17 protein-coding genes and 2 pseudogenes are annotated in these 22,999 nt (G+C 69.3%); 4 read left to right on the top strand and 15 right to left on the bottom strand.

Translation table 11 applies throughout. The features are described 5' to 3' along the window. Positions 1-5: 5 nt before the first annotated feature. The 7 genes from A5681_RS04470 to A5681_RS04440 all read right to left on the bottom strand — a co-directional run bounded on the left by A5681_RS04470 (position 6) and on the right by A5681_RS04440 (position 10,381). Positions 6-2,465 (bottom strand): [protein-PII] uridylyltransferase, encoded by a 2,460-nt coding sequence (locus tag A5681_RS04470; RefSeq protein ID WP_082968192.1) that lies wholly within the window; start codon positions 2,463-2,465, stop codon positions 6-8. Positions 2,466-2,510: 45 nt separating this feature from the next. Then, complete coding sequence (glnB, locus tag A5681_RS04465) at positions 2,511-2,849, bottom strand: nitrogen regulatory protein P-II (protein ID WP_066952569.1); 339 nt, start codon at positions 2,847-2,849, stop codon at positions 2,511-2,513. Further along, positions 2,846-4,237 carry an ammonium transporter gene (locus A5681_RS04460; RefSeq protein ID WP_067269928.1) on the bottom strand — a complete coding sequence of 464 codons (1,392 nt, stop codon included), beginning with the start codon at positions 4,235-4,237 and terminating at the stop codon, positions 2,846-2,848. Before A5681_RS04460 ends, glnB begins: the two co-directional genes overlap by 4 nt. A 186-nt stretch (positions 4,238-4,423) precedes the next feature. Further along, positions 4,424-5,776, bottom strand: a complete 1,353-nt coding sequence (ftsY, locus tag A5681_RS04455) for a signal recognition particle-docking protein FtsY (protein ID WP_067269774.1) — start codon at positions 5,774-5,776, stop codon at positions 4,424-4,426. A 155-nt stretch (positions 5,777-5,931) separates the two neighbouring features. Then, the gene (smc, locus tag A5681_RS04450; RefSeq protein WP_067269772.1) at positions 5,932-9,543 is read right to left on the bottom strand and encodes a chromosome segregation protein SMC; all 3,612 of its coding nucleotides are present in this window, start codon (positions 9,541-9,543) and stop codon (positions 5,932-5,934) included. Positions 9,544-9,687: 144 nt separating this feature from the next. Next, positions 9,688-9,981, bottom strand: a complete 294-nt coding sequence (locus A5681_RS04445; protein WP_067269771.1) for an acylphosphatase — start codon at positions 9,979-9,981, stop codon at positions 9,688-9,690. Beyond that, positions 9,968-10,381 carry an OsmC family protein gene (locus A5681_RS04440; RefSeq protein WP_067269769.1) on the bottom strand — a complete coding sequence of 138 codons (414 nt, stop codon included), beginning with the start codon at positions 10,379-10,381 and terminating at the stop codon, positions 9,968-9,970. The genes A5681_RS04445 and A5681_RS04440 overlap by 14 nt, the downstream gene beginning before the upstream one ends. A 52-nt stretch (positions 10,382-10,433) precedes the next feature. Here A5681_RS04440 and A5681_RS04435 point away from each other — a divergent pair, with 52 nt between their 5' ends. Further along, positions 10,434-11,210 carry a PIG-L deacetylase family protein gene (locus A5681_RS04435; RefSeq protein ID WP_067269768.1) on the top strand — a complete coding sequence of 259 codons (777 nt, stop codon included), beginning with the start codon at positions 10,434-10,436 and terminating at the stop codon, positions 11,208-11,210. 82 nt (positions 11,211-11,292) lie between these two features. Here A5681_RS04435 and A5681_RS04430 read toward each other — a convergent pair whose 3' ends face one another. The 7 genes from A5681_RS04430 to sepIVA all read right to left on the bottom strand — a co-directional run bounded on the left by A5681_RS04430 (position 11,293) and on the right by sepIVA (position 17,307). Next, positions 11,293-11,856, bottom strand: coding sequence for a NifU family protein (locus tag A5681_RS04430; protein WP_067269766.1), 564 nt, complete (start codon positions 11,854-11,856; stop codon positions 11,293-11,295). Continuing rightward, entirely contained in the window at positions 11,853-13,763 is a 1,911-nt protein-coding gene (gene feoB, locus A5681_RS04425) for a ferrous iron transporter B (RefSeq protein ID WP_067269765.1), read from the bottom strand. Before feoB ends, A5681_RS04430 begins: the two co-directional genes overlap by 4 nt. Continuing rightward, positions 13,760-14,029 carry a FeoA family protein gene (locus A5681_RS04420; protein WP_231996211.1) on the bottom strand — a complete coding sequence of 90 codons (270 nt, stop codon included), beginning with the start codon at positions 14,027-14,029 and terminating at the stop codon, positions 13,760-13,762. The genes feoB and A5681_RS04420 overlap by 4 nt, the downstream gene beginning before the upstream one ends. Before the next feature lie 172 nt (positions 14,030-14,201). Continuing rightward, on the bottom strand, positions 14,202-15,062 hold the full coding sequence (mutM, locus tag A5681_RS04415) for a DNA-formamidopyrimidine glycosylase (protein WP_067269761.1): 861 nt from the start codon (positions 15,060-15,062) through the stop codon (positions 14,202-14,204). Positions 15,063-15,218: 156 nt separating this feature from the next. Then, positions 15,219-15,932: a ribonuclease III gene (rnc, locus tag A5681_RS04410; RefSeq protein WP_067269760.1), complete on the bottom strand. Its 714-nt coding sequence runs from the start codon at positions 15,930-15,932 to the stop codon at positions 15,219-15,221. Continuing rightward, the gene (locus tag A5681_RS04405) at positions 15,929-16,513 is read right to left on the bottom strand and encodes a YceD family protein (protein WP_197498505.1); all 585 of its coding nucleotides are present in this window, start codon (positions 16,511-16,513) and stop codon (positions 15,929-15,931) included. The genes rnc and A5681_RS04405 overlap by 4 nt, the downstream gene beginning before the upstream one ends. A 56-nt stretch (positions 16,514-16,569) precedes the next feature. Beyond that, positions 16,570-17,307 carry a cell division protein SepIVA gene (gene sepIVA, locus A5681_RS04400; RefSeq protein WP_067269924.1) on the bottom strand — a complete coding sequence of 246 codons (738 nt, stop codon included), beginning with the start codon at positions 17,305-17,307 and terminating at the stop codon, positions 16,570-16,572. A 339-nt stretch (positions 17,308-17,646) separates the two neighbouring features. Here sepIVA and A5681_RS04395 point away from each other — a divergent pair, with 339 nt between their 5' ends. The 3 genes and pseudogenes from A5681_RS04395 to A5681_RS04385 all read left to right on the top strand — a co-directional run. Beyond that, on the top strand, positions 17,647-18,387 hold the full coding sequence (locus A5681_RS04395; RefSeq protein WP_067269758.1) for a thioesterase II family protein: 741 nt from the start codon (positions 17,647-17,649) through the stop codon (positions 18,385-18,387). Between the two features lie 554 nt (positions 18,388-18,941). Then, positions 18,942-20,696, top strand: coding sequence for a long-chain-fatty-acid--AMP ligase FAAL26/FadD26 (fadD26, locus tag A5681_RS04390; RefSeq protein ID WP_067269922.1), 1,755 nt, complete (start codon positions 18,942-18,944; stop codon positions 20,694-20,696). Beyond that, positions 20,693-22,384: pseudogene (locus A5681_RS04385) on the top strand (beta-ketoacyl synthase N-terminal-like domain-containing protein); the annotation flags it as partial. The gene fadD26 and the pseudogene A5681_RS04385, both read left to right, overlap by 4 nt. On the opposite strand, the pseudogene A5681_RS26285 reads toward A5681_RS04385, so the two are convergent. After that, positions 22,312-22,999, bottom strand: a pseudogene (locus A5681_RS26285) (acyltransferase domain-containing protein); the annotation flags it as partial. The pseudogenes A5681_RS04385 and A5681_RS26285 sit on opposite strands and share 73 nt — an antisense overlap.

The raw sequence follows: 22,999 nt of genomic DNA, 5'->3' as shown, positions 1-22,999 counted from the left end.
CGCCCTCAGTCGCCGACCGGCTCCTGAAGCACTTCGACCGCGGGACCGCCCAGCACGGCGAGCAGATGCTCTTCGATCGCGGCCCGCGCGTCGTGCTCGGCGTCGGCCGGCACCGACACGCAGAAGACGTCCGCCGCGGTCGAGCCGAACGTGTTGACCTTGGCCCAGACGATGTCGGCCCCGGCCTGTTCGAGCGCCCGGGTCAGCAGCGCGAGCAGCCCTAGGCGATCCATGGCGCGGACCTCGAAGATCAGCTGGCCGGCGGTCGCCGCGTCGAGCCACAGGATGCGCGGCGGGGCGGTCGACCGGGTGACGGGCACGCCGGCCTGAATCTCGCCGGCCCGCGCGGTCGCGGCGCTGATGGCGTCGCTGTCACGCTTCTCCAGCGTGCCGAGGACGTCGAGGTCGCCGGCGAGGGCTCCGTTGAATTGCTGTCGCAGCAAACCCGATTCGGGCGGCGAGCCGAAGATCGGGGACACGACGAACTCGACGATCGCGACGCCCTCGTGAATGTTGGCCAACGCCGAATGGATTCGCAGCGAGTTCAGCGCGAGCACCGCGGCAGCTTTCGAGACCAGCCCCCGCTGGTTGGGCGCGAGCATCACCGCGGTCAGCCGCTCGCGATCACCGGGCTTGATCTCCACGTGCACACCGCGGTCGGCCGCTAGCCAAAGATAATGCGGCGCAATGGGTTCGGCCTCGGGAAGCCGCTCCCCCGCCATGACCAAACGGCAGCGGCGGACCAGGTCCTCGATCAGGGACGCCTTCCAGTCGCTCCAGACCCCGGGCCCGGTGGCCTTGGAGTCGGCCTCCGCCAGCGCGTGCAGCAGTTCGAGCAGTTGCGGGTCCCCGTCGAGGGCGGCTGCGACCGCCCCGATGGTCTCGGGGTCGTTGAGGTCGCTTCGGGTGGCCGTCACCGGCAGCAGCAGATGGTGGCGGACCATGCCCGCGAGTGTGGCGGTGTCCTCGTCGGAAAGGCCCAGCCTGGTGGCGATCGGGATGACCAGTTCCGCGCCGAGCACGCAATGGTCGACACCGCGGCCCTTGCCGATGTCGTGCAGCAGCGCGCCGAGCGCGAGCAGGTCCGACCGCGCCACGCGCGTGGTGAGCGGCGCGGCGTTGACGGCGGTTTCGACGATGTGGCGGTCGACGGTCCACTTGTGCGAGACGTCGCGCGGCGGCAGGTCACGCACCGCGTCCCACTCCGGGAAGAGGCGACCCCACAGCCCGGTGCGGTCCAGCGACTCGATGGTGTTGACGGTCGTGGGCCCCGCCAGGAGCACGACCAGCAGGTCGTCCAGCGCCTCCCGCGGCCACGGCGAGGGCAGGTCTTTGGCGCTGTCGGCCAGCCGTTTGAGCGTGCCGGCGCCGATGGGCAGGCCGGTGTCCGCCGACGCGGCGGCCACCCGCAGCACCAATCCGGGATCGGTCTGGGGTTGGGCGTCGCGGGCGAGCACCACCTCGCCGTCATACTCGACCACGCCCTCGTCCAACGGCCGCCGCCTCGGGCGCCGCACCAGCGCCGTGAGCCCACGCCGGGGCAGCGCGTTCTGCGCGGTCCGCAGCCCGGTTTCGGCATGGTAGGCGATCGTGCGGCTGGCGCTGGACAGCAAGCGGGACAACGCAAATCGATCCCCGACGCCCAACGCGGCGCTCACGTCGTCGGCGAACTGCGCGAGCAGTTGGTCGCGTCCGCGCCCGGACACCAGGTGCAGCTCGGTGCGCACGTCGAGCATCGTCAGATACGCGGCGTCCAGCGAGCCCCCCGGCGCGTCCGGATGGCCCATGCCGTGGCGGTCGATGAGCTGCGCGACGCCGAGCGCGTCGAGCAGTTGAACGTCGCGCAGGCCGCCGCGGCCCGACTTGAGGTCAGGTTCGGCGCGCTGCGCGATCCGCCAACACCGTTGCCAGCGTTCGTATGTCATCGCGACGAGTTCGTCCATGCGGGAGCGGATCGCGCTGCGCCACTGGCGTCGGGCCCCGTCGATCAGTTCGGCCGACAGCCGTTCGTCCCCGGCGATGTGGCGCGCGTCCAGCATGCCCAGCGCCGCCACCAGGTCGCTGTTGGCCACGCCCAGGGCCCCCGATACGGTCCGCACGCTGTGGTCGAGCCGAACGTTGGCGTCCCACAGCGGGTACCACAGGCCGTCGGCGACCCGCTGCAGCACGTCGTCAGATTTGTTGTCGTGCAACAACATCAGGTCGAGATCGGAATACGGCAGCAGTTCGCGGCGGCCCAACCCGCCCACCCCGACGATCGCGAAACCGCTGTCGTCGGTGATGCCGATCTCGTCGCCCTTGGCCACCAGCCAGGACTCGTGCAACTCGAGCCAGGCCTTGCGCAGCTCCGCCGGGCCAAGCTCGCGGCCCTCGGACAGCAGTCGGCGCCGCGAGGCAGCCAAATCGGCTGCCCCGCCGGCGCTTCCTGTCCCCGCTTCAGATGACCGGCCGGGGGGGCTTGTCATACCCTCCCGGCCCGTCCGGCCTGGTTCAACGATGCGCGGCCACGGTCAGAGGGCATCGGTTCCGCGTTCACCCGTGCGCACTCGCACAATGGTTTCCACGGGGGTGACCCAGACCTTGCCGTCACCGATCTTGCCGGTGCGCGCCGCCCGGACGATGCTGTCCACGACCTTGTCCACGATGGAATCGTCGACCACGACCTCGATTCGCACCTTCGGCACGAAATCCACCGAGTACTCAGCACCCCGGTAAACCTCGGTGTGGCCCTTCTGCCGCCCGTACCCTTGGATTTCGCTGACCGTCATCCCCAGGACGCCCGCGTCCTCGAGGCTGGTCTTCACGTCATCGAGGGTGAACGGCTTCACGATTGCGGTGACTAGCTTCATGCCTGCTCTGCCTCCACTTTGTCGCCCACTCGATCGCCCTCCAGGCCGTTGCGGTCATCCACGGGAGTCCGCGCCGTCGGAAGGACGGATCCTTGCCCACCGATCGTTCCGAAATCGTACGCGCTCTCCGCGTGCTCAGACTCGTCGATGCCGGTTGATTCTTCTTCAGCGGGGACACGCAACCCGATCGTGTACTTGAGGATCAAGGCCAGGATCAGCGTGACGATGCCCGAGTAGAAGAGTACGGCGAAGGCGCCGACCGCCTGGCGTTCGAGCTGGGACCAGCCGCCGCCGTAGAACAGCCCCTTCGACACCCCGGTCACGCCGTTGATCGCGGTGCTCTCCGGCGCGGCGAGCAGGCCCACCAGCAGGGTGCCCGTCAAACCACCGATCATGTGCACCCCGACGACGTCGAGCGAGTCGTCGTAGCCGAACTTGAACTTCAGCCCGACCGCCAACGCGCACACCACGCCGGCCACCGCACCGACCACGAGCGCGCCCAGCACGTTGACCGACGAGCAGGACGGCGTGATCGCGACCAGCCCGGCGACGATGCCCGACGCCGCTCCCAGCGTCGTGGGCTTGCCGTCGCGGATGCGCTCGGTGAGCAGCCAGGCCAGCATGGCCGTGGCCGTCGCGATGGTGGTGGTCATGAACGTCGACCCGGCCGAACCGTTCGAGCTGGTCGCCGAACCGGCGTTGAACCCGAACCAGCCGAACCACAGCAGACCGGCGCCGAGCATCACAAACGGCAGGTTGTGCGGCCGGAACAGCGTCGTGGGCCAGCCCTTGCGCTTGCCCAGGACGATCGCCAGGGCGAGGCCCGCCACACCGGAGTTGATATGGACCGCGGTCCCTCCGGCGAAGTCGATCGCGTGCAGCTTGTTGTTGATCCAGCCGCCGTGCTCGGACGCGAACCCGTCCGCCGCGAACACCCAGTGCGCGACCGGGAAGTAGACCAGGGTCGCCCACAGTCCGGAGAACACCAGCCACGCGGTGAACTTGAGCCGGTCGGCGACCGCACCCGAGATCAGCGCGACGGTGATGATCGCGAACATCAGCTGGAAGGCCACGAACACGGTCGCGGGCATGGTGCCGGCCAGCGGGATGTCGACCTGCGTGACGCCCTTGCTCGGGTCCGCCTTGGCGGCGTTGCCGCCGATCAGCTTCGCCAAGCCCCAGTAGTCGGTCGGGTTGCCCACGACGCCACCCCGGTCGTCTCCAAACGACATCGAGTAGCCGTAGAGCACCCAGAGCACTGTCACGACGCCCATGGCGCTGATGCTCATCATGATCATGTTGAGCACGCTTCTGGTGCGGACCATGCCGCCGTAGAAGAACGCAAGGCCCGGCGTCATCAACAGCACTAGCGCGGAACTCGCCAACATCCAGGCGGTATCGCCGGTATCGGGTTGGCCCAATTGCGGGAATGCCACTCGCTCACCTCCGGTCAGGACATGAATGGCCGTCAGGCGACGCCTGTGACCTGATCCAGAACCTTGCGCAATGGTTGTTTCCGCAATGGGGCCACGGTGTTTCGGCGGTATTAACGTCCCGCTCGCCGTGTAAGCGGTTCAGCCGAGCAGGGCGTCGACGAAGGCGCCCGGCTCGAACGGCGCCAGGTCGTCGGGCCCCTCCCCGAGCCCGACCAGCTTCACCGGCACGCCGAGTTCCTGTTGAACGCGGAATACGATGCCGCCCTTGGCCGTTCCGTCCAGCTTGGTCAGCACGGCGCCGGTGATCTCGACGACCTCGGCGAACACCCGGGCCTGGGCCAGCCCGTTCTGTCCGATGGTGGCGTCGAGCACCAGCAGCACCTCATCCACGGCTGCGCGGCGGCTCACCACGCGCTTGACCTTGTCGAGCTCGTCCATCAGCCCGACCTTGGTGTGCAGCCGGCCGGCGGTGTCGATGAGCACCACGTCGGCGCCCGCGGCGATGCCCTTGTCGACGGCGTCGAACGCCACGGATGCGGGGTCGGCGCCTTCGGGCCCGCGCACCACCTCCGCGCCCACCCGGGACGCCCATGTCTGCAGCTGGTCGGCCGCGGCGGCCCGGAAGGTGTCGGCGGCGCCCAGCACGACGCGGCGCCCGTCGGCCACCAACACCCGCGCCAGTTTGCCGACGGTGGTGGTCTTTCCGGTGCCGTTCACGCCGACGACCAGCAGCACCGACGGGTGGTCGGCGTGGGGCAGGGCGCGGATCGAACGGTCCATCTCGGGGCGCAGCTCGCGGATGAGCACGTCGCGCAGCACGGCCTTCGCGTCGGCCTCGGTGCGCACGTCGCTGCCGGCCAGGCGGGCGCGCAGCTGCGTCATCACCGAATCGGTGACCACCGGGCCCAGGTCGGCGACCAGCAGGGTGTCCTCGACGACCTGCCAGGCGTCCTCGTCGAGGTCGCCGCCGCCGATCAGGCCCAACACGCTGCGTCCCAGCGCGTTCTGCGAGCGGACCAGCCGGCCGCGGAGTCGCTCCAGGCGGCCCTCCGGCGGCGCGATGGCCTCGATCTCGGGGGTGGACGCCGCTTCGGGGGGCGCCTGCGGCGGCTCGGGGGGCGCTACCGGCGGCTCGGTCGGCGCTACCGGCGGCTCGGTCGGCGCTACCGGCGGCGGGGCAAGGGTTTCCGGGGCCTCCGGTTCCGGGAGTTCGACCTCGGAGATCGTGCGCCGGGGGGCGTCGCGGGGAATGGTGGCGTCGTCGCCCACCGCGGGCAGGCCCGTGGTGTCGAGCCGGTCGGCCTGGGTCGTTTGGCTGAAGGTGATGCCGGACGACGCGGTGTAGCCGCCCGACCGGTCGATCGCGCCGGGCTCCGGCTTGGCGGTGAAGCTGATCCGGCGGCGGCGATACCGCACCAGGCCCAGGACCAGCGCGGCGATGACAACCAGGACGGCGACGACCGCGATGGCGATCCAAAGACCTTGCGACACGCTGACATTGTTTCAAGCGGGATGGCGCTCGCGGGGCATCGGGTGTGCGTTCTGGGCGTTGAGTGTGACTCCTGGGCGGAGAGATCGCCGAAATCCCGCCGTCAGTACACGCCCAACGCCGTCAGTTCACCGGCGAGCACTGCCCGACCTGATGCCTAGGGGGAGGAGCTCGATACCAGCTGCTCCACCTGCTGCCCGCGCATCCGCTGCGAAATCACCGCGGTGATGCCGTCGCCCTGCATGGTCACGCCGTACAGGGCGTCGGCGACCTCCATGGTGGGCTTCTGGTGCGTGATGATTATCAGCTGCGACCGCGCCCGGAGCAGCTCGAACAGGCTGATCAGCCGGCGCAGGTTGGTGTCGTCGAGGGCGGCCTCCACCTCGTCCATGATGTAGAACGGCGACGGGCGGGCGCGGAAGATGGCCACCAGCATCGCCACCGCGGTCAACGCCTTCTCGCCGCCGGACAGCAAAGACAGCCGGGTGATCTTCTTGCCGGGCGGACGCGCCTCCACCTCGATGCCGGTGGTGAGCATGTCGTCGGGGTCGGTCAGCCGCAGCCGGCCCTCGCCGCCGGGGAACAGCACCGTGAACACTTCCTGGAATTCCCGTTCGACGTCGACGAACGCGTCGCTGAACACCTGCAGGATGCGGGCGTCGACGTCGGCGACGACGTCGAGCAGGTCCTTGCGGGCCGCCTTGACGTCCTCGAGCTGGGTGGACAGGAAGTTGTAGCGCTCCTCCAGGGCGGCAAACTCCTCGAGCGCCAGCGGGTTGACCCGGCCCAGCTCAGCGAGCTCACGCTCGGCGCGTTTGGCCCGCCGCTCCTGGGTGGCGCGGTCGTACGGCATCGGCGCGGGCGCGACCACCTGCTCACCGCGCTCCCGGGCCTGCTCGAACTCGGCCATCTCGAGCTCGGTGGGCGGCAGCGCCACGTCCGGCCCGTACTCGGCGATCAGGTCGGCCGGCGCCATCCCGAACTGCTCGAGCACCATCTGCTCGAGCTGCTCGATGCGCATCGCCGCCTGCGCGTTGGCCACCTCGTCGCGGTGCAGCGAGTCGGTGAGGGTGGCGACCCGGGCGCTGAGCGCGTTCACCTCGTCGCGCACCGCCGCCATCGCCGTCGCGCGGTCCCGGCGTTCCGCCGCCAAGGCGTCGCGGATCTTCGACGCCGCCCCGACGACCCCGTCCAGCCGCTGCGCCAGCAGCCGTCCGGCGTCGGCCACCGCCGCGGCGACCGCGGCGGCGCGCAGCCGCGCCTCGCGCGCCTGCTGGGCCCGCAGCCGTGCCTCACGTTCCGCGGCCGCGGCGCGGCGCAGGGAATCGGCCCGCCCGCGGACCGCGTTCGCCCGTTCCTCGGCGGTGCGCACCGCCAGCCGGGCCTCCACCTCGGCACTGCGGGCGGCCTCGGCGGCGGCGGCGATCCGCTGCCGGACCTCGGCGTGGTTGGGCTCCTCGGCCTGAACGTGTTGCGTCTCTTGCGCGTTGCGCAGCCGGTTTTCCAGTTCCGTGACTTCGTCGACGGTCTGCGCGCGGCCTGCCTCGAGCTCCTCGCGCTGCCGCAGCAACCTGGTCCACTCGTCTTCGGTGGTGCGGGCTTCCTGCCCGAGCCGGCCCAGCTGCTCGTACATCGCCGAGATCGCCGTGTCGGATTCGTTGAGCGCGGCCAACGCCTGCTCCGCGGAGTCCTGGCGGGCGGTCTGCTCGGTCAGCGCGCCGGACAGCGCCGCGGTCAGCTGGGCGACCTGCGATTCCGCGGCGGCCAGCTCGGTGCCGGCCTTGTCGATTTCCGAGGTCACCTCGAGCGTGGACAGCTTGCGGTCGGAGCCGCCGCTCACCCAGCCGGCACCCACCAGGTCCCCGTCGAGCGTGACCGCGCGCAACCGCGGGCGCGCCGCGACCAGCTCGAGCGCCTGATCGAGGTCGTCGACCACCGCGACGCCCGAGAGCATCGCGGTGATGGCGCCGCGCAGGCGTGCGGGCGCCTCGATCAGGTCCAGCGCCCAGCGGGCGGAGCCGGGCAGCGCGTCGTGCACCGCGCCGTCGTCGGCGGGCCAGTCGCCGAGCACCAGCGCGGCCCGCCCGCCGTCGGCCTGCTTGAGCGCGGCGACCGCGGACCGGGCCGCGCCGAAGCTCTCGGCGGCCAGGGCGTCGGCCGCCGATCCCAGCACCGCGGCCAGCGCCGCCTCGTACCCGGAGCGGACCTTGACCAGCTTGGCGATGGGCCCGAAAAGCCCTGTCCCGGCGTGGTTTTCGGTCAGCCAGGCGGCGCCGTCCTTGCGCTCCAGCCCCACTGACAGCGCGTCGATGCGGGCCCGCAGCGAGGCCACCCGGCGTTCGGCGTCGCGCTCGGCGGCCTGCAGTTCGGCGACGCGCGCGTCGGCCAGCCGCAGGGCGGCCACAGTGCGCTCGTGGTGTTCGTCGAGGCCCACCTCGCCCTGGTCGAGCTCGCCGACGCGGCCTTGCACGGTCTCGAACTCCGCCTTTGACTGCTGCGCGCGGGCGGCGGCCTGTTCGATGCGTTCGGACAGCCGGGCGACGCTGTCATCGATGGATTCGACGCGCGCCCGCATGGTCTCCACCTGGCCGGCCAGCCGGGCCAGGCCTTCGCGCCGGTCCGCCTCGGCGCGCACCGCCGCCAGGTGGGCCCGATCGGCCTCGGCGGCCTCGCGCTCGCGCTCGCCCAGCTCGGCGCGGGCGGCATCGAGCCGGGTGCGCGCCTCGGCCAGCTCGGCCAGCAATTGCCGCTCGGCGACGGCGACCCGCTCGGCCTCGGCGTCCAGGGCGTCGGGGTCGGTGTCGCTGGGCGGCGCTGGTTCGACGTCGAGGTGGTGCGCGCGTTCGCTGGCGATGCGGACCGTCGCGGCCACCCGCTCGGCCAGCGCGGACAGCCCGAACCAGGTGTGCTGCACCGACTCGGCCCGCTGGGAGAGTTCGGCGACCGCCGCCTCGTGCGCGGTGAGCTCCTCGGACGCCACGGCCAGGCGGGCGGCGGCCTCGTCGTGCTCGCGGCGGATGGCGGCCTCGGCCTCGAAGATGGCGTCGCGCTCGGTCTGCCTGTTGACCAGGTCATCGGCGGCCAGGCGCAGCCGGGCGTCGCGCAGGTCGGCCTGGATGGTCTGGGCGCGCCGGGCCACCTCGGCCTGGCGGCCCAGGGGTTTGAGCTGGCGGCGCAGCTCGGTGGTGAGGTCGGTCAGGCGGGCCAGGTTCGCCGACATCGCATCGAGTTTGCGGAGGGCCTTTTCCTTGCGCTTGCGGTGCTTGAGCACCCCGGCGGCCTCTTCGATGAAGGCGCGACGGTCTTCGGGTCGCGACTGCAGGATCTCGTCAAGCTTGCCCTGCCCGACGATGACGTGCATCTCCCGGCCGATCCCGGAGTCGCTCAGCAGCTCCTGCACGTCCATCAAACGGCAACTGGCGCCGTTGATTTCGTATTCGCTGGCGCCGTCGCGGAACATCCGCCGCGTGATCGACACCTCGGAGTATTCGATCGGCAGGGCGTTGTCGGAGTTGTCGATGGTGACCGTGACTTCGGCGCGGCCGAGGGGGGCCCGCGACGAGGTGCCGGCGAAGATGACGTCTTCCATCTTGCCGCCGCGCAGGGTCTTCGCTCCCTGCTCCCCCATGACCCAGGCCAGGGCGTCGACGACGTTGGACTTGCCGGAACCGTTGGGCCCGACGACCGCGGTGATGCCCGGCTCGAAGCGCAGAGTCGTCGGCGAAGCGAAGGACTTGAAGCCCTTCAGCGTCAGACTCTTGAGGTACACGGCGAGCCAGACTACCGCTCGAATCGCCCGGCTCGGCCGTACCGAGGGGTGTCGGGAGGCGCGAAATGCGGCCATTGTTCACGCCTTGCCGCACTGGTCACAATGGCCACATCAGTCACGCTTTGGGGTGCGTCGCCGCGCCGCTCAGCGCTCGACAAACCCCTCGAACCGTTCCCGCGGCTGCGACCAGTCGGCGACCACCTTGTCGACGCGTCCGGGCCGCGACGGCCACGCCTCGCCGCCCTCCAGCAGCGCCAGCAGTTTCTCCGCGGCCTCGCGCGGCCCCTGCGCGACCACCAGCACGCGGCCGTCGGCCTGGTTGGCCGCGTAGCCGGTGAGCCCCAGCTCGAGCGCCCGGCTGCGCGTCCACCAGCGGAAGCCCACGCCCTGGACCTTCCCGTGCACCCAGGCGGTGAGCCGGACGTCAGGTTCCGACATCGGCGACCTTGACGTTGATCTTCGTACCGGCCTTCAGCGTGCGCCCGACGGTGCAGACCGCCTCGATCGCCCGGTCGACCACCACCAGCAGCCGCTCCTTCTCCTCCGCGGTGAGCCCGGACAGGTCGAGCTCGAGCGTCTCTTCCAGCAGCGGGTAGACCTCGCGTTCGCGGTCGGCGTCCCCGGACACCTTGACCACCGCTTTGTAGTCGTCGCCGAGCCGGCGGGCCAGGGGTTGGTCGGTCGACATTCCGCTACAGGCGGCGAGCGCGATCTTGAGCAGCTCGCCGGGGGTGAACACGCCGTCGACGTCTTCGGAGCCGACGAGTACCTGCGCACCGCGCGAGCTGTGTCCGGTGTAACGGCGCGCTCCCGTGCGCTCCACCCAGAGTTCGGTCATGGCTCATTTCTACCGGGGGATGCGCGCCCGATGCCGCGGGCATACTGCGTTCATGGCCACCGTGGTCGCTTTCCACGCCCACCCCGACGACGAGGTGATCCTCACCGGGGGAACGCTCGCGCGGGCGGCGGCGGACGGGCATCGCGTGGTCGTCGTGACCGCGACCGACGGCCGGGTGCACAACGAAGACGGCGGCTTCCGCCTCGACGAATTGCGTTCGAGCGCAAGCATTTTAGGTGTGCAGCGGATCGAGTGCCTGGGCTACGCCGATAGCGGTTTCGGCCCGCTGTTCTACCCCGACCCGCCGGGGCGAATCCGTTTCGGGCGCGCGAACGTCGAGGACGCGGCGGGCCGGCTCGCGGCGATCCTCGCCGAGGAGGACGCCGACCTTTTGCTCAGCTACCAGCCGAACGGCGGCTACGGTCACCGCGACCACGTCCAGGTGCACCGCGTCGGCAAGCGGGCCGCCGAACTCGCGGCTACGCCGCGCGTGCTGGAGGCGACGATGCCGCGCGAATTGCTGGTCAAGACCGGCCGTCTCGCCCGGTTGCTGAGGCTGCCGCCGCCCTATGAGCCGGACGTGGCCCGCACCGCGTACGCGCCCCGGGCGAGCATCACCCACCGGATTGACGTCTTTCGCTTCGCCCGCCAGAAGCGGGACGCGTTCGCCGCGCACCGCTCGCAGATCGGTGAGTCCACCGCGGGCGCGCGCCTGTACGGCGCGCTGCTCCGGCTGCCGCCTCAGGTGTTCGGCCTGCTGTTTTCCCGTGAATGGTTCGTCGACCCCGCCCTGCCCGCGGGGGCTGCCCGCCGGGACATCTTCGATTGATACGGCCGACGCCGCGTCGAGTGTGCGTCCAGGGCGACGTCGTCCGGCGTGTCGCCGCCATGGACGCACGCTCGATGAGCCCTCAGCGGACGATCAACGACAGCAGCTTCTTACCGAATGAGATTGCCGCCGAATTGTTTTCGCAGGAGACCACCACCTGCTGACCGACGCGGTTCCGCAGCTCTCGCTCGAAGACGTCCCGCAGCGTCGACGACGCGGCCGGACACCCATCGCAGGCGCCGACCATCCGGACGGTCACGGTGTGGCCGGCCACCGAGACCAGCTCGATCGACCCGCCGTGCGAGGCGGCAAGCGCGCCGACGGGCCCGGCAAGCAGTTCCGCGGCAACGGATTCCAGGTCCGGACCGGATGACTCGTCGACCGTCCAGCCCTGCGGATCCAGCAGCGCCTCGCCGAGCGCCTCGCGGACGTCGTCACCCAATTCGCGCCAGCTTCCGCCGGCTCCGATGGTGATCAGGATGTCCCCGGCGCCCACCACCAGCTCGGTGATCACCCCACTGTCCAGCAGCGCGCCGAGCCGGCCCGGGGCGCCCCGGACGACGCCGCGCGCCGGCAGCCGATCGGGCGGGACCACCCAGCGCAGCTGACGCGGGTCCGCGGTCGCGGTGGCGTGCAGCGGGATCATGCGCCGACCCCGACCGCGATCGCGCGGGCCACGAACGCCATCGTCCAGGCCAGAACGAACATGTAGGACCACGCGAACGCGGGCCACCGCCACGAGTTGGTCTCGCGGCGCATCACCGCGACGGTGGACATGCACTGCAGCGCGAAGATGAAGTACACCATCAGCGCGATGACGGTCGGCGCCGTGAACACCTTGTGGCCGCTGTCGTCGGTCATCGTGACGAGGGCCTCATGGGGGTCGTCGGGACTCGTCGCCGCCGACACCTGGCCGAGGGTGGACACGAAAACCTCACGGGCCGAGAAGGAGCCGAGCAGGGCGACGTTGATGTGCCAATCGAAACCGAGCGGGGCGAACACCGGCCCGATCGCCTTCCCGACGTCGGCGGCGTAACTGTGGTCCATCACGTAGGCGGTGGTCTCCGTCGGAGACATGTGCGCGGTTTCCGCTTGGCGCGCCGGCAAATTGAGCAGCACCCAGAGCACCACGGAGGTGCCCAGGATGATGGTCCCGGCCTTGCGCAGGAAGACCTTCGCCGAATCCCACATGGTGATGAGCACGTTCTTGGGCGACGGGAAACGGTACGGGGGCAGCTCCATCGTGAACGGGAGCAGATCGCTGCGCAGAATCGTGGACTTGAACAGCGACGCGGCGATCAGCGCCGAGGTGCCGCCACACAGATACAGCAGGAACATGGCGACGCCCTGCGCGCTCATGCCCCACCACTGGGTCTGCGGCGAGACCAGCAGCCCCACCAGCAGGGTGAAGACCGGAAGCCGCGCGGAGCAGGTCATCAACGGCGCCGTGATGATGGTGGCGATCCGGTCGCGCGACGACGGCAGCGTCCGGGTGGCCATGATCCCCGGGATGGCGCAGGCGAACGACGACAGCATCGCGACGAAGGCGCGACCCTCCAGGCCGGTCGTGGCCATCACCCGGTCCATCAGGAATGCCGCGCGCGCCATGTAGCCGACGTTCTCCAGCAGCGCAATCAGCAAGAACAGCAACACGATCTGCGGGATGAACTGGAGCACCGTGCCCACGCCGCCGATGAGCCCCTGGCCGAGCAGACCCCGCACGACGTAGTTGCCGACGTGGTCGCTGACCAGCGCGCCGAGCCAGCCGAGGCCTTGGCTGACGCGGTCCTGCAGCGGCGCGGCGACGGTGAAGACGACCTGGAAGAAGCAGAACATCACCGCGAAGAAGATGACCGTTCCCCACAGCGGGTGCAGCACGATCCTGTCGATGCCGCGGGTCCGCTGATCGGGCTGCGGCGCAACGTATTTGGCCGCCCGCAGCACCGACTTGCCCCAGGCGTCGACGGCGTCGTCGTCGCCGGGCGGCAGGATGGGGGGCCGCTGCCACCGGTCGAAGGACACGAGTCGGGCGCGCAGGGCGTCGATGCCGCCGCCGCGGTGCGCGATCACCGGCAGCACCGGAACGCCCAGCGCCGTCGACAAGGCGTCGACGTCGATGCCGCCGCCGCGCGCGGTCAACTCGTCGGTCATGGTCAGCGCCAACAGGCACGGGACGTCGAGCCGCATCACCTGCGCCACCAGCGTGATCGAGCGGTGCAGCGTGGTGGCGTCGGCCACCAGGACGATCGCGTCGGGACGGCCGGCGCCGTCGACGTTGCCGACCAGCAGGTCGGCCACCACTTGTTCGTCCGGACTGATGGGCTGCAAGCTGTACGTGCCGGGCAGGTCCTCCACGGCGATCTCGACGCCGTCAACTTTGGTGTTGCCGACCCTGCGCCCGACCGTGACGCCCGGGTAGTTGCCGGTCTTGGCGCGTAGCCCGGTGAGGTGGTTGAACACCGACGTCTTACCCGCGTTGGGACTGCCCACCAGCGCGACGCGCGCCACGCCGGCGACCGCGACCGCGGCGCCTTCTTCGTGGCAGGACGTCATGCGACGCTCCCGGGGTCGACTTGGATCAGCCGCGCCTCGCGGCGGCGCAGGCACAGCTCGGTGTCCTGGACGCGGTAGATGGTCGGGTCGCCCATCGGCGCCCGCCGGATGACCTCGACGTCCGATGCCGGCCGGAAGCCAAGCTGCCGCAGTCGGCCCGCTACCACGGCAGACGCCGCCGGCGCCACGCCCAGGACGGTCGCCCGCTGGCCCGGCGCGAGCTGAGCCAGCACGGTCGGCGAACCCGATTCAAGCGAGCTCCGCACTAGCCGACCCAACTCCATCGGTTCACCATGCCACCCAGGATAACGACGCGAGGTGAGGATATCCTCACCTTTCTTGCAAACGTCCGGCCGGCGCCCATCGAGCGTGCGCCCCGGGTGACGTCCCTCGGCGTGTCGCAACCGTGGGTGCACGCTCAATGCCCTGCTCGCACATTCAAAGGCGCGGCCGCGGCTGGCATCTCGGGCAGTAGAACGACGAGCGGTTCATGAACTTCTCCCGGCGTATCACCGCGCCGCAGCGGCGGCAGTTCTGCCCTTCGCGGCCGTAGGCGTCCAGCGACCGGTCGAAGTAACCGGATTCGCCGTTGACGTTGATGTACAGCGAGTCGAACGACGTCCCGCCCTGCGCCAGCGCGTCGCGCATCACGTCGGCCGCGGCGTCCAGGACGGCGGCCAACTGGCGGCGGCTCAGCGTGGCGGCGATGCGGGCCCCGTTGACCTTGGCGCGCCACAGCGCCTCGTCGGCGTAGACGTTGCCGATGCCCGACACCACGGTCTGATCCAGAAGCTGCCGCTTGATCTCGGAGTGCTTGCGCCGCAACACGTTCACGACGGCGTCGCGGTCGAAAAGCGGGTCCAGCGGGTCACGCGCCAGGTGCGCGACGGGGGCCGGGACGACGCTGCCGTCGACGGTCACCAGGTCGGCGAGCATCCAGCCGCCGAAGGTGCGTTGGTCGGCGAAGCTCAGCACGGTCCCGTCGTCGAGCAGCGCGGAGATGCGCACGTGGTCGGCGCGGGGCACCTCGCCCAGCAGCATCTGCCCGCTCATCCCGAGGTGCACGACGAGCGCGGTGTCCGGGTCCTGGGGGCCGTCGAGCAGCAGCCACAGGTACTTGCCGCGCCGATCGGTGCCGGTGATGCGCGCGTCGAGCAGCCGGGCGGTGAGGTCGGCGGGACCGGCCTCGTGGCGGCGCACCGCGCGCGGGTGATGCACCCGAACGGCCGTGATCGTTTTGCCGACGACCCGGGCCTGCAAGCCGCGGCGCACCACCTCGACTTCGGGCAGTTCAGGCACCTAGTGATGATCCCAAGCGCGACGAAGCCGGGCGACGGGGGTCATCACCATCGATTCGCGTGATGATCCCAAGCGCGGCGAAGCCGGGCGACGGGGGTCATCACCATCGGTTCGCGTGATGATCCCAAGCGCGGGGAAGCCGGGCGACGGGGTCATCTAGACCGACGTTTTCCCGGCGGGGTCCAGCTCTTCGAGGGCTTTCCAGGTGGCGGCCGCGGCCTTCTGTTCGGCTTCCTTCTTGGAGCGCCCGACGCCCGAGCCGTATTCGGTGTCCATCACGACGACGACCGCCGTGAATTCCTTGTCGTGGTCCGGGCCGGTGGAGGTGACGACGTAGGACGGCGCGCCCATGCCCCGGGCGGCGGTCAGCTCCTGCAGGCTGGTCTTCCAGTCCAGCCCGGCCCCCAGCGTGGGCGCCGCGTCCAACAGCCCGCCGAAGAGCCGCAGGATCACTTCGCGAGCGGTGTCGATCCCGTGCTGCAGATAGATGGCGCCCAGCAGCGATTCCATCCCGTCGGCCAGGATGCTCGACTTGTCGGCGCCGCCGGTGTTGGCTTCCCCGCGCCCGAGATACAGGTGAACGCCCAGGCCGTCCGGGGACAGCTTGCGGGCGACATCGGCCAGCGCCTGGGTGTTGACGACGCTGGCCCGCAGCTTGGCCAGGTCACCTTCGGAGCGGTCGGGGTGGCGGTGGTAGAGCTCGTCGGTGATGGTCAGACCCAGCACCGCGTCGCCAAGAAATTCCAGGCGTTCGTTGGTGGGCAGGCCGCCGTGCTCGTAGGCATAGCTGCGATGCGTCAACGCCAGCGAGAGCAGCTCATCGGGCAGCTCGACCCCGAGCGCGTCGAGCAGATCCTGGCGCGACGTCATTGCTCACCCCGCGGCGAGTCGGGCTCGGGGAACATGCCGGCCAGTTTGGCCCACCGCGGGTCGATGCGATCGTGCCGATGGCCGGGCTCGGCCGCCAGGGCGACCCCACATTCGGGGCACAGCCCCGGGCAGTCGGGTGTGCACACCGGCGCGAACGGCAGCTCCAGCCCCACGGCGTCGACGATCGACTGCTCGAGGTCGATGGTGTCGTCGACGATGTGGCCCACCTCGTCCTCCTCGGTGGTCGCCTCCGTCGTGCTGTCGGGATAGGCGAACAACTCGGTCAACCTGACCTGCACCCGACCGTTGACCGGCGTCAGGCAGCGGGAGCATTCGCCCACCGTGGGCGCATCCACCGTCCCCGTCACCAAGACGCCTTCGGAGACGGACTGAATCTGCAGGTCCAGTTCCAACGGAGCGTCCTGCGCGATCGCGATCATGTCCAGGCCGATGCGCGACGGGCTGGGCACGGTCTTGCGCAAGGTCACCATCGCGCCGGGGCGCCGCCCCAGCTTGGTGATGTCGATCGACATCGGCGAGCTCTGACGGCGCTGCGAGGTCGTGCTGTGCTGCCGCGTCATAGCAGAAATCCTACGGCGCGCGCCGCATAATGCCAGCGCACCGCCGCCTGCAGGGTTTAGCGCACGGCGTAGTCGTGCGTGCCCGCCGCCGTGCGGAGTTGGTGACGACCCCGTCCCACGGAACGCAGCGTCCCGTTGAGGAATTCCTCGAACTCGGCGAGCTTGTTGTCGACGTAGATGTCGCATTCACCGCGCAGCCGGTCGGCCTCGGCATGCGCCGAGTCGATGAGCCGAGTGGCTTCGGCGTTGGCCGCCTCCACCACGCTGTTCTGCGACACCAGGCGCTGCTGCTCCTTGATGCCCTCTTGGACGGCCTTCTCGTAGGAGATGTTGCCGTTCTCCAGCAGCCGGTCGGCCTCGGCCTGAGCGCGGCCGACGCTGGCCTCGTACTCGCGTTTCGCCGCCGTGGCGATGCGCATCGCCTCCTCGCGGGCCTCACCGACCATCCGCTCGCTGTGCTGGCGCGCCTCGCTCACCATGCGGTCGGCCTGCGCTTTCGCGTCGGACAACAGCCGGTCGGCCTCCGCGCGGGCGTGGTTGAGCATCGAGTCCGACTCGGTGGTCGCCGAGGACACCATGGATTCGGCGTGCGACTTGGCGTCCTGCAGCATCGAGTCACGCGCGTCGAGCACATCCTGCGCGTCATCCAGCTCGCCGGGGATCGCATCCTTGATGTCGTCGATCAGTTCCAGCACGTCACCGCGGGGCACCACGCAGCCGGCCGTCATCGGAACGCCGCGTGCTTCTTCAACGATGGCGCTCAATTCGTCGAGCGCTTCAAAGACTCGGTACACGGCCATATCCTCCTGGCGTCTGCAAAAAACTTGTTGTTACCAGTGTGCCTGGTGTTGCCTTTGTGACAGCGGTGGCGGACCGGTGTGTCGGACAATTGGCCGCCACGGCCCCTTCCGCTCCGGAGCCGACTGGCGACCACCCGGCGGCGTCCCCGCGCCCACGGACCCCGACGGGCGGGAAATCCGGCGCGAAAAGCGCCGGAATTCGCGGGGACAATCGGAACACGAGCTCGATTGTTCCAGCATTTGTCCACCGGCGCCGCGCAGCCCGACGCCGCGGGCGAATATCGCCACGGCGATACGGGCGAGCGGCGAATCGCCTCGGGATAGGGTGGCGCGGTGAACAGGCCCACGGAACCGGATAGCGGCAACGCGCAACAGGCCGCGCCGGCGCTATACATATTTCCGCATGCGGGCGGATCGGCGAGCTATTACGTTCCGTTCGCCAAGGCATTCTCCGCGGATATTAAACGCGTCGCCGTCCAATACCCCGGGCGCGCGAAGGGCCTCACCCAACTGCCGAGCATTCCCGCACTCGCGGACGAAATCTATTCGATGATGGCTCCTTCCGTGCCGGCCGATGCACCGCTGGCCTTTTTCGGCCACAGCATGGGCGGCCTGATGGCCTTCGAGGTGGCACTGAGGTTCCAGTCCGCGGGGCGAGGTGTCTCCGCCCTGTTCGTGTCCTCGAGCGCCGCGCCCGGCCACATCCGCTACAAGGAACTGCAGGGCTCCGATCGCGACATCCTCAACGTCGTCGCCCAGGTGACCGACACCAATCCGGAGCTGCTGGCCAACGACGAATTCGCCCTGACCATCCTGCCCACGCTGCAAAGCGTGCGGGCCATCGCGGGCTATACCCACCCGCCAGAGGTCAAGGTGTCGTGCCCGATCTACGCGTTCGTCGGGGACAACGACATCATCGTGGCCGAGGAGAACATGCTGGCCTGGTCCGACCGCACCACCGACGAGTTCCGCATTCGGGTGTTTCCCGGCGACCACTTTTATCTGAACGACAATTTGCCAGAACTCGCGAAAGATATCGAGGAAGCCGTCGTCGATCGGTGCGCGAGTAGATAGCTGCGCGCGCGGCAGCAGGCGAGCCGCCCGCTCCGGCCAGCCACCCGGGCCCCATCGCGCGCGAGTTTGCCGTCAAGAACACCGCGTCGCCCGGCACGTCGCCGATTCCGGCCCCCGGGTTGCCGCCGGCCGGTCCGGACCCGGGCGGGCGTCACATCCGGCCGCGCCGACGAGAACCGCCAGGGGTTGTCAAAACCGAGCGCTGGGACTACAACGGACCCAAGCCTGTCGCTTGGTGCAAACCGAGTCGCCCTTGCCACTCTGACTACTATTTGTCACTCGTACAACAGCTGCATCACCTGCCACGGGCGCGTACTACATATATAGCGTGCAAGATCCGGCGGAACCGTCTCCCCTGGCACGCAGCCCCCGCCAGGCCACTGTGATGTGGGCTACATCTCTTATCGATTTTGTAAATCGGAAGGTCTCATCCGCAAAGAATGCTTAGGTTGCTTCACGAGAGTGGTTGTCGGTAACCGGGGAAGCCGCTCTTCGCGCCGCACGCGAGACGCGTGCACATCAAAAACGGCGTCAGCGAACTGGAAGGGCCCCCAATGCCGGTTACCGACACGTCCATCCCTGCTTTGCTACAGGAGCGGGCTGAGCAACGGCCCGACGCGACAGCCTTCACGTTCATCGACTACGAGCAAGACCCCGCCGGGTTTGCCGAACACCTCACCTGGGCCCAGGTCTCGCGCCGGGCCCGCATCATTGCTGAGGAGTTGGCGCTCTGCGGCTCCCCCGGTGATCGCGTGGCGATCTTGGCGCCGCAGGGACTGGAATACGTCGCCGCCTTCTTCGGTGCGCTGCAGGCCGGGTTCATCGCCGTTCCACTGTCCACACCGCTCTACGGCGTACACGACGACCGGATCTCCTCGGTGCTGCGGGATTGCAATCCGGTTGCCATTCTCACCACGTCGGCCGTGGTCAGCGATGTCAACAAGTACGCCTGCGGCCAGGACGGCCACCCCGCGCCGTTAGTCATCGAAGTCGACCTGCTGGACCTGGATTCCACCCGCGAGCTGCCGCCCGCTCGGCACTTCGCGTCGGGTGCCGGCTATCTGCAATACACGTCCGGTTCGACGCGCACACCGGCCGGCGTGATCGTGTCGCACAAGAATGTCGTCACCAACGTGACGCAATGCATGTACGCCTTCTTCGGCGAACCCGAAAAACTTCCGGCAGACCTTTCTTTGGTGTCGTGGCTGCCCTTGTTCCACGACATGGGCCTGATATTGGGAGTTTGTGCCCCGCTGGTGACCAACCGCAGCGCTGTGCTGATGAGTCCCATGGCGTTTCTGCAACGGCCCGCCCGTTGGATGAAAATGCTTGCCACCAACGGTCAGTGCTTTTCCGCGGCACCCAATTTCGCTTTCGAGCTGGCCGTGCGCAGGACATCCGACGACGACATGGCGGGGCTCGACCTCGGCGAGGTGCAGACGATTGTCAGCGGCAGCGAACGAATCCATGTGGCCACCGTCAAGCGCTTCACCGACCGATTCGCCCCCTTCAACCTGCACCCGACGACGATTCGACCCTGCTACGGGCTCGCCGAAGCGACGTTGTACGTGGCGGGTCCCGAACCCGGCACCATGCTCAAGACGGTCCGGTTCGACTACGAGCACTTGACCGCCGGCCGGGCGCGACCGTGCGGAGCCGAAGGGATGGTCGGCACCGAGCTCATCAGCTACGGTTCGCCCGATCCCGCCGCCGTGCGAATAGTCGACCCCGAGACCATGACCGAGAGCCCCGCGGGCACCGTCGGGGAGATCTGGGTGCGTGGGGATCACGTGGCCCTCGGCTACTGGCGAAAGCCCGAACAGACGGCGCGCGTTTTCCAGGCCGAACTGGTCAATCCCGCGCCGGGATGTCCGGCGGGGCCGTGGTTGCGGACGGGCGACCTCGGCGTCATCGCCGACGGCGAGATGTTCATCATGGGCCGCATCAAGGACCTGCTCATCGTCGACGGGCGCAATCATTACCCCGACGACATCGAGGCGACCATTCAGGAGATCACCGGCGGTCGAGTCGCGGCGATCTCGGTGCCCGACGACATCACCGAGCAGCTGGTCGCAATCATCGAACTGAAGGGGCGCGGAGCGTCCGAGGAAGAGGCACGGCTGCGACTCCGCTCGGTGAAACGCGAAGTCACATCGGCGATCTCGAAATCGCACAGCGTGCGCGTCGCCGACCTTGTTCTGGTGTCACCGGGATCCATCCCGATCACCACCAGCGGCAAGGTTCGGCGCTCGGCGTGCGTCGAGCGCTACCAAAGCGACGGATTCACCAGGCTGGACGTGACGGTATGACGTCAGGCATCGGTGGCGAGGATGACCTCCGCCACTGGTTAGTCGATTACTTGGTCACCAACATCGGTTGCACACCGGACGAGGTCGATCCCAACCTGTCGCTGGCCGACCTCGGCGTGAGCTCCCGCGAGGTGGTGGTGCTCTCCGGCGAAATTTCGGAGTTGTTGGGCAAGAAGGTATCCCCCGTCGACTTCTGGCAGCACCCGACCATCAACGCCCTGGCCGCCTACCTCACCGCACCCGAGCCCGCGCCCGAGACGGACGCCGCACTCAAGCGCCCGGCACGAACCTCACTCGACGAGCCGATCGCCGTCATCGGGATGGGGTGCCGCTTTCCCGGCATCGCCGGGCCCGACGCATTATGGAAATTCCTGTGCGAACGCGGTTGCACGATCGGCCAGGTGCCCCCGGAACGCTGGCAGCCGTTCGAATCCGGCTCACCCGACGTGGCGGCGGCGCTCGCGCGGACGACGCGCTGGGGGTCGTTCCTGCCGGACGTCGACGCCTTCGACGCCGAGTTCTTCGAGATCTCCCCGAGTGAAGCGGACAAGATGGACCCCCAGCAACGCCTGCTGCTGGAAGTGGCCTGGGAAGCGTTGGAGCACGCGGGAATTCCGCCAACCTCCTTGCGCCGGTCACAGACCGGCGTCTTCGCCGGCGCATGCTTGAGCGAATACGGGGCCATCGCCTCGAACGACTTCTGCGGGGTGGACGGCTGGAGCAACACCGGCGGCGCGATGAGCATCATCGCGAACCGTCTCTCCTATTTCCTCGACCTGCGCGGCCCCTCGGTGGCGGTCGACACGGCGTGCTCGTCGTCGTTGGTGGCCATCCACCTGGCTTGTCAGAGCCTTCGGACCGAGGATTCCCAACTGGCGATCGCGGCCGGGGTGAACCTGTTGTTGTCGCCGGCGGTATTTCGCGGCTTCGATCAGGTGGGCGCCCTGTCGCCGACGGGTAAGTGCCGCGCGTTCGATGCGGCCGCCGACGGGTTCGTGCGCGGCGAGGGTGCGGGCGTGGTGGTGCTCAAGCGGCTGACCGACGCGCAGCGGGACGGCGACCGGGTGCTGGCCGTGATCTGCGGCTCGGCGATCAACCAGGACGGCCGGTCCAACGGACTGATGGCCCCCAACCCCGCGGCGCAGATGGCGGTCTTACGGGCCGCCTACAGCAATGCGGGGATGCAGCCGAGCGACGTCGACTACGTCGAAACACATGGCACTGGAACGCTATTGGGTGATCCCATCGAGGCGCGCGCCCTCGGCACGGTGCTCGGTCGCGGGCGCCCCGACGACGCTCCCCTGCTGATCGGGGCGGTCAAGACGAACCTCGGGCACACCGAGGCGGCGGCGGGCATTGCCGGCTTCATCAAGACGGTGCTGGCGGTGCAGCGCGGCCAGATCCCGCCGAACCAGCGCTTCGAAAGCCCCAACCCGCACATCCCCTTCGACGAATTGCGGATGAAAGTCGTTCGCACCCAGACCAGTTGGCCCGCTCGGGAGCACCCGCGCCGGGCCGGGGTGTCGTCATTCGGCTTCGGTGGGACGAACGCACACGTGGTGATCGAGCAGGGCCAGGACGTCGCCCCGGCGGTCCGGCCAGACGGGGACGCCGGGGTGTCGACGTTGGTGGTGTCGTCGGTATCGCGTTGCAGGGTGCCGGTGCTGATGTATTTGCTTCCGTGTTGGGCGGTGTGCAGGGTGTCGAGGATGGCTTGGGTCAGTAGTGGGTGGGGGCTGATTTCGATGAAGGTGTGGTGGTGGGTGCCGGCGTGGGCGATGGCGTGGTGGAAGTGGACCGGGTTGCGCATGTTGGTGGCCCAGTGAGCGGCGTCGAAGACTGGGCGGGTGGTGGGGTCGGGGTAGGTGGTGGAGATGATCGGGATGGCCGGCGGTCGCGGGGACAGGTCGGCGAGCTCCGCGTGCATCAGGGGTTGCAGGGGGTCCATGGCCGGGTTGTGGGGTGCGACTTCGATGTTGACCCGGCTGGCGAATCGGTTGCCGGCGCGCACGGTGGCGATCAGCTCATCGATTTGGTCGGTGGGTCCGGCGATCACGCTTTGGCGTGGGGAGTTGTAGATGCCCAGGGTGACCTGCGGGTGTCCGGCGATCAGCGCCTCGGTGGCCGCGGCGTCGAGCTCGAGTAGAGCCATGCCGCCTTGCCCGGATAGCGGGGCCATCAGCCGGGAGCGGGTGGCGGTGACCCGCAGGCCCTGGGCGGGGGTGAGCGCGCCGGCCACCACGGCCGCGGCGACCTCGCCCATCGAGTGCCCGATCACCAGGTCAGGGCTCACCCCGTGGGCG

It is taken from the genome of Mycobacterium scrofulaceum, from assembly GCF_001667885.1.
In the GTDB taxonomy this organism is placed as follows: Bacteria; Actinomycetota; Actinomycetes; order Mycobacteriales; family Mycobacteriaceae; genus Mycobacterium; species Mycobacterium scrofulaceum_C.
This window is presented reverse-complemented; position numbering and strand designations above follow the sequence as displayed.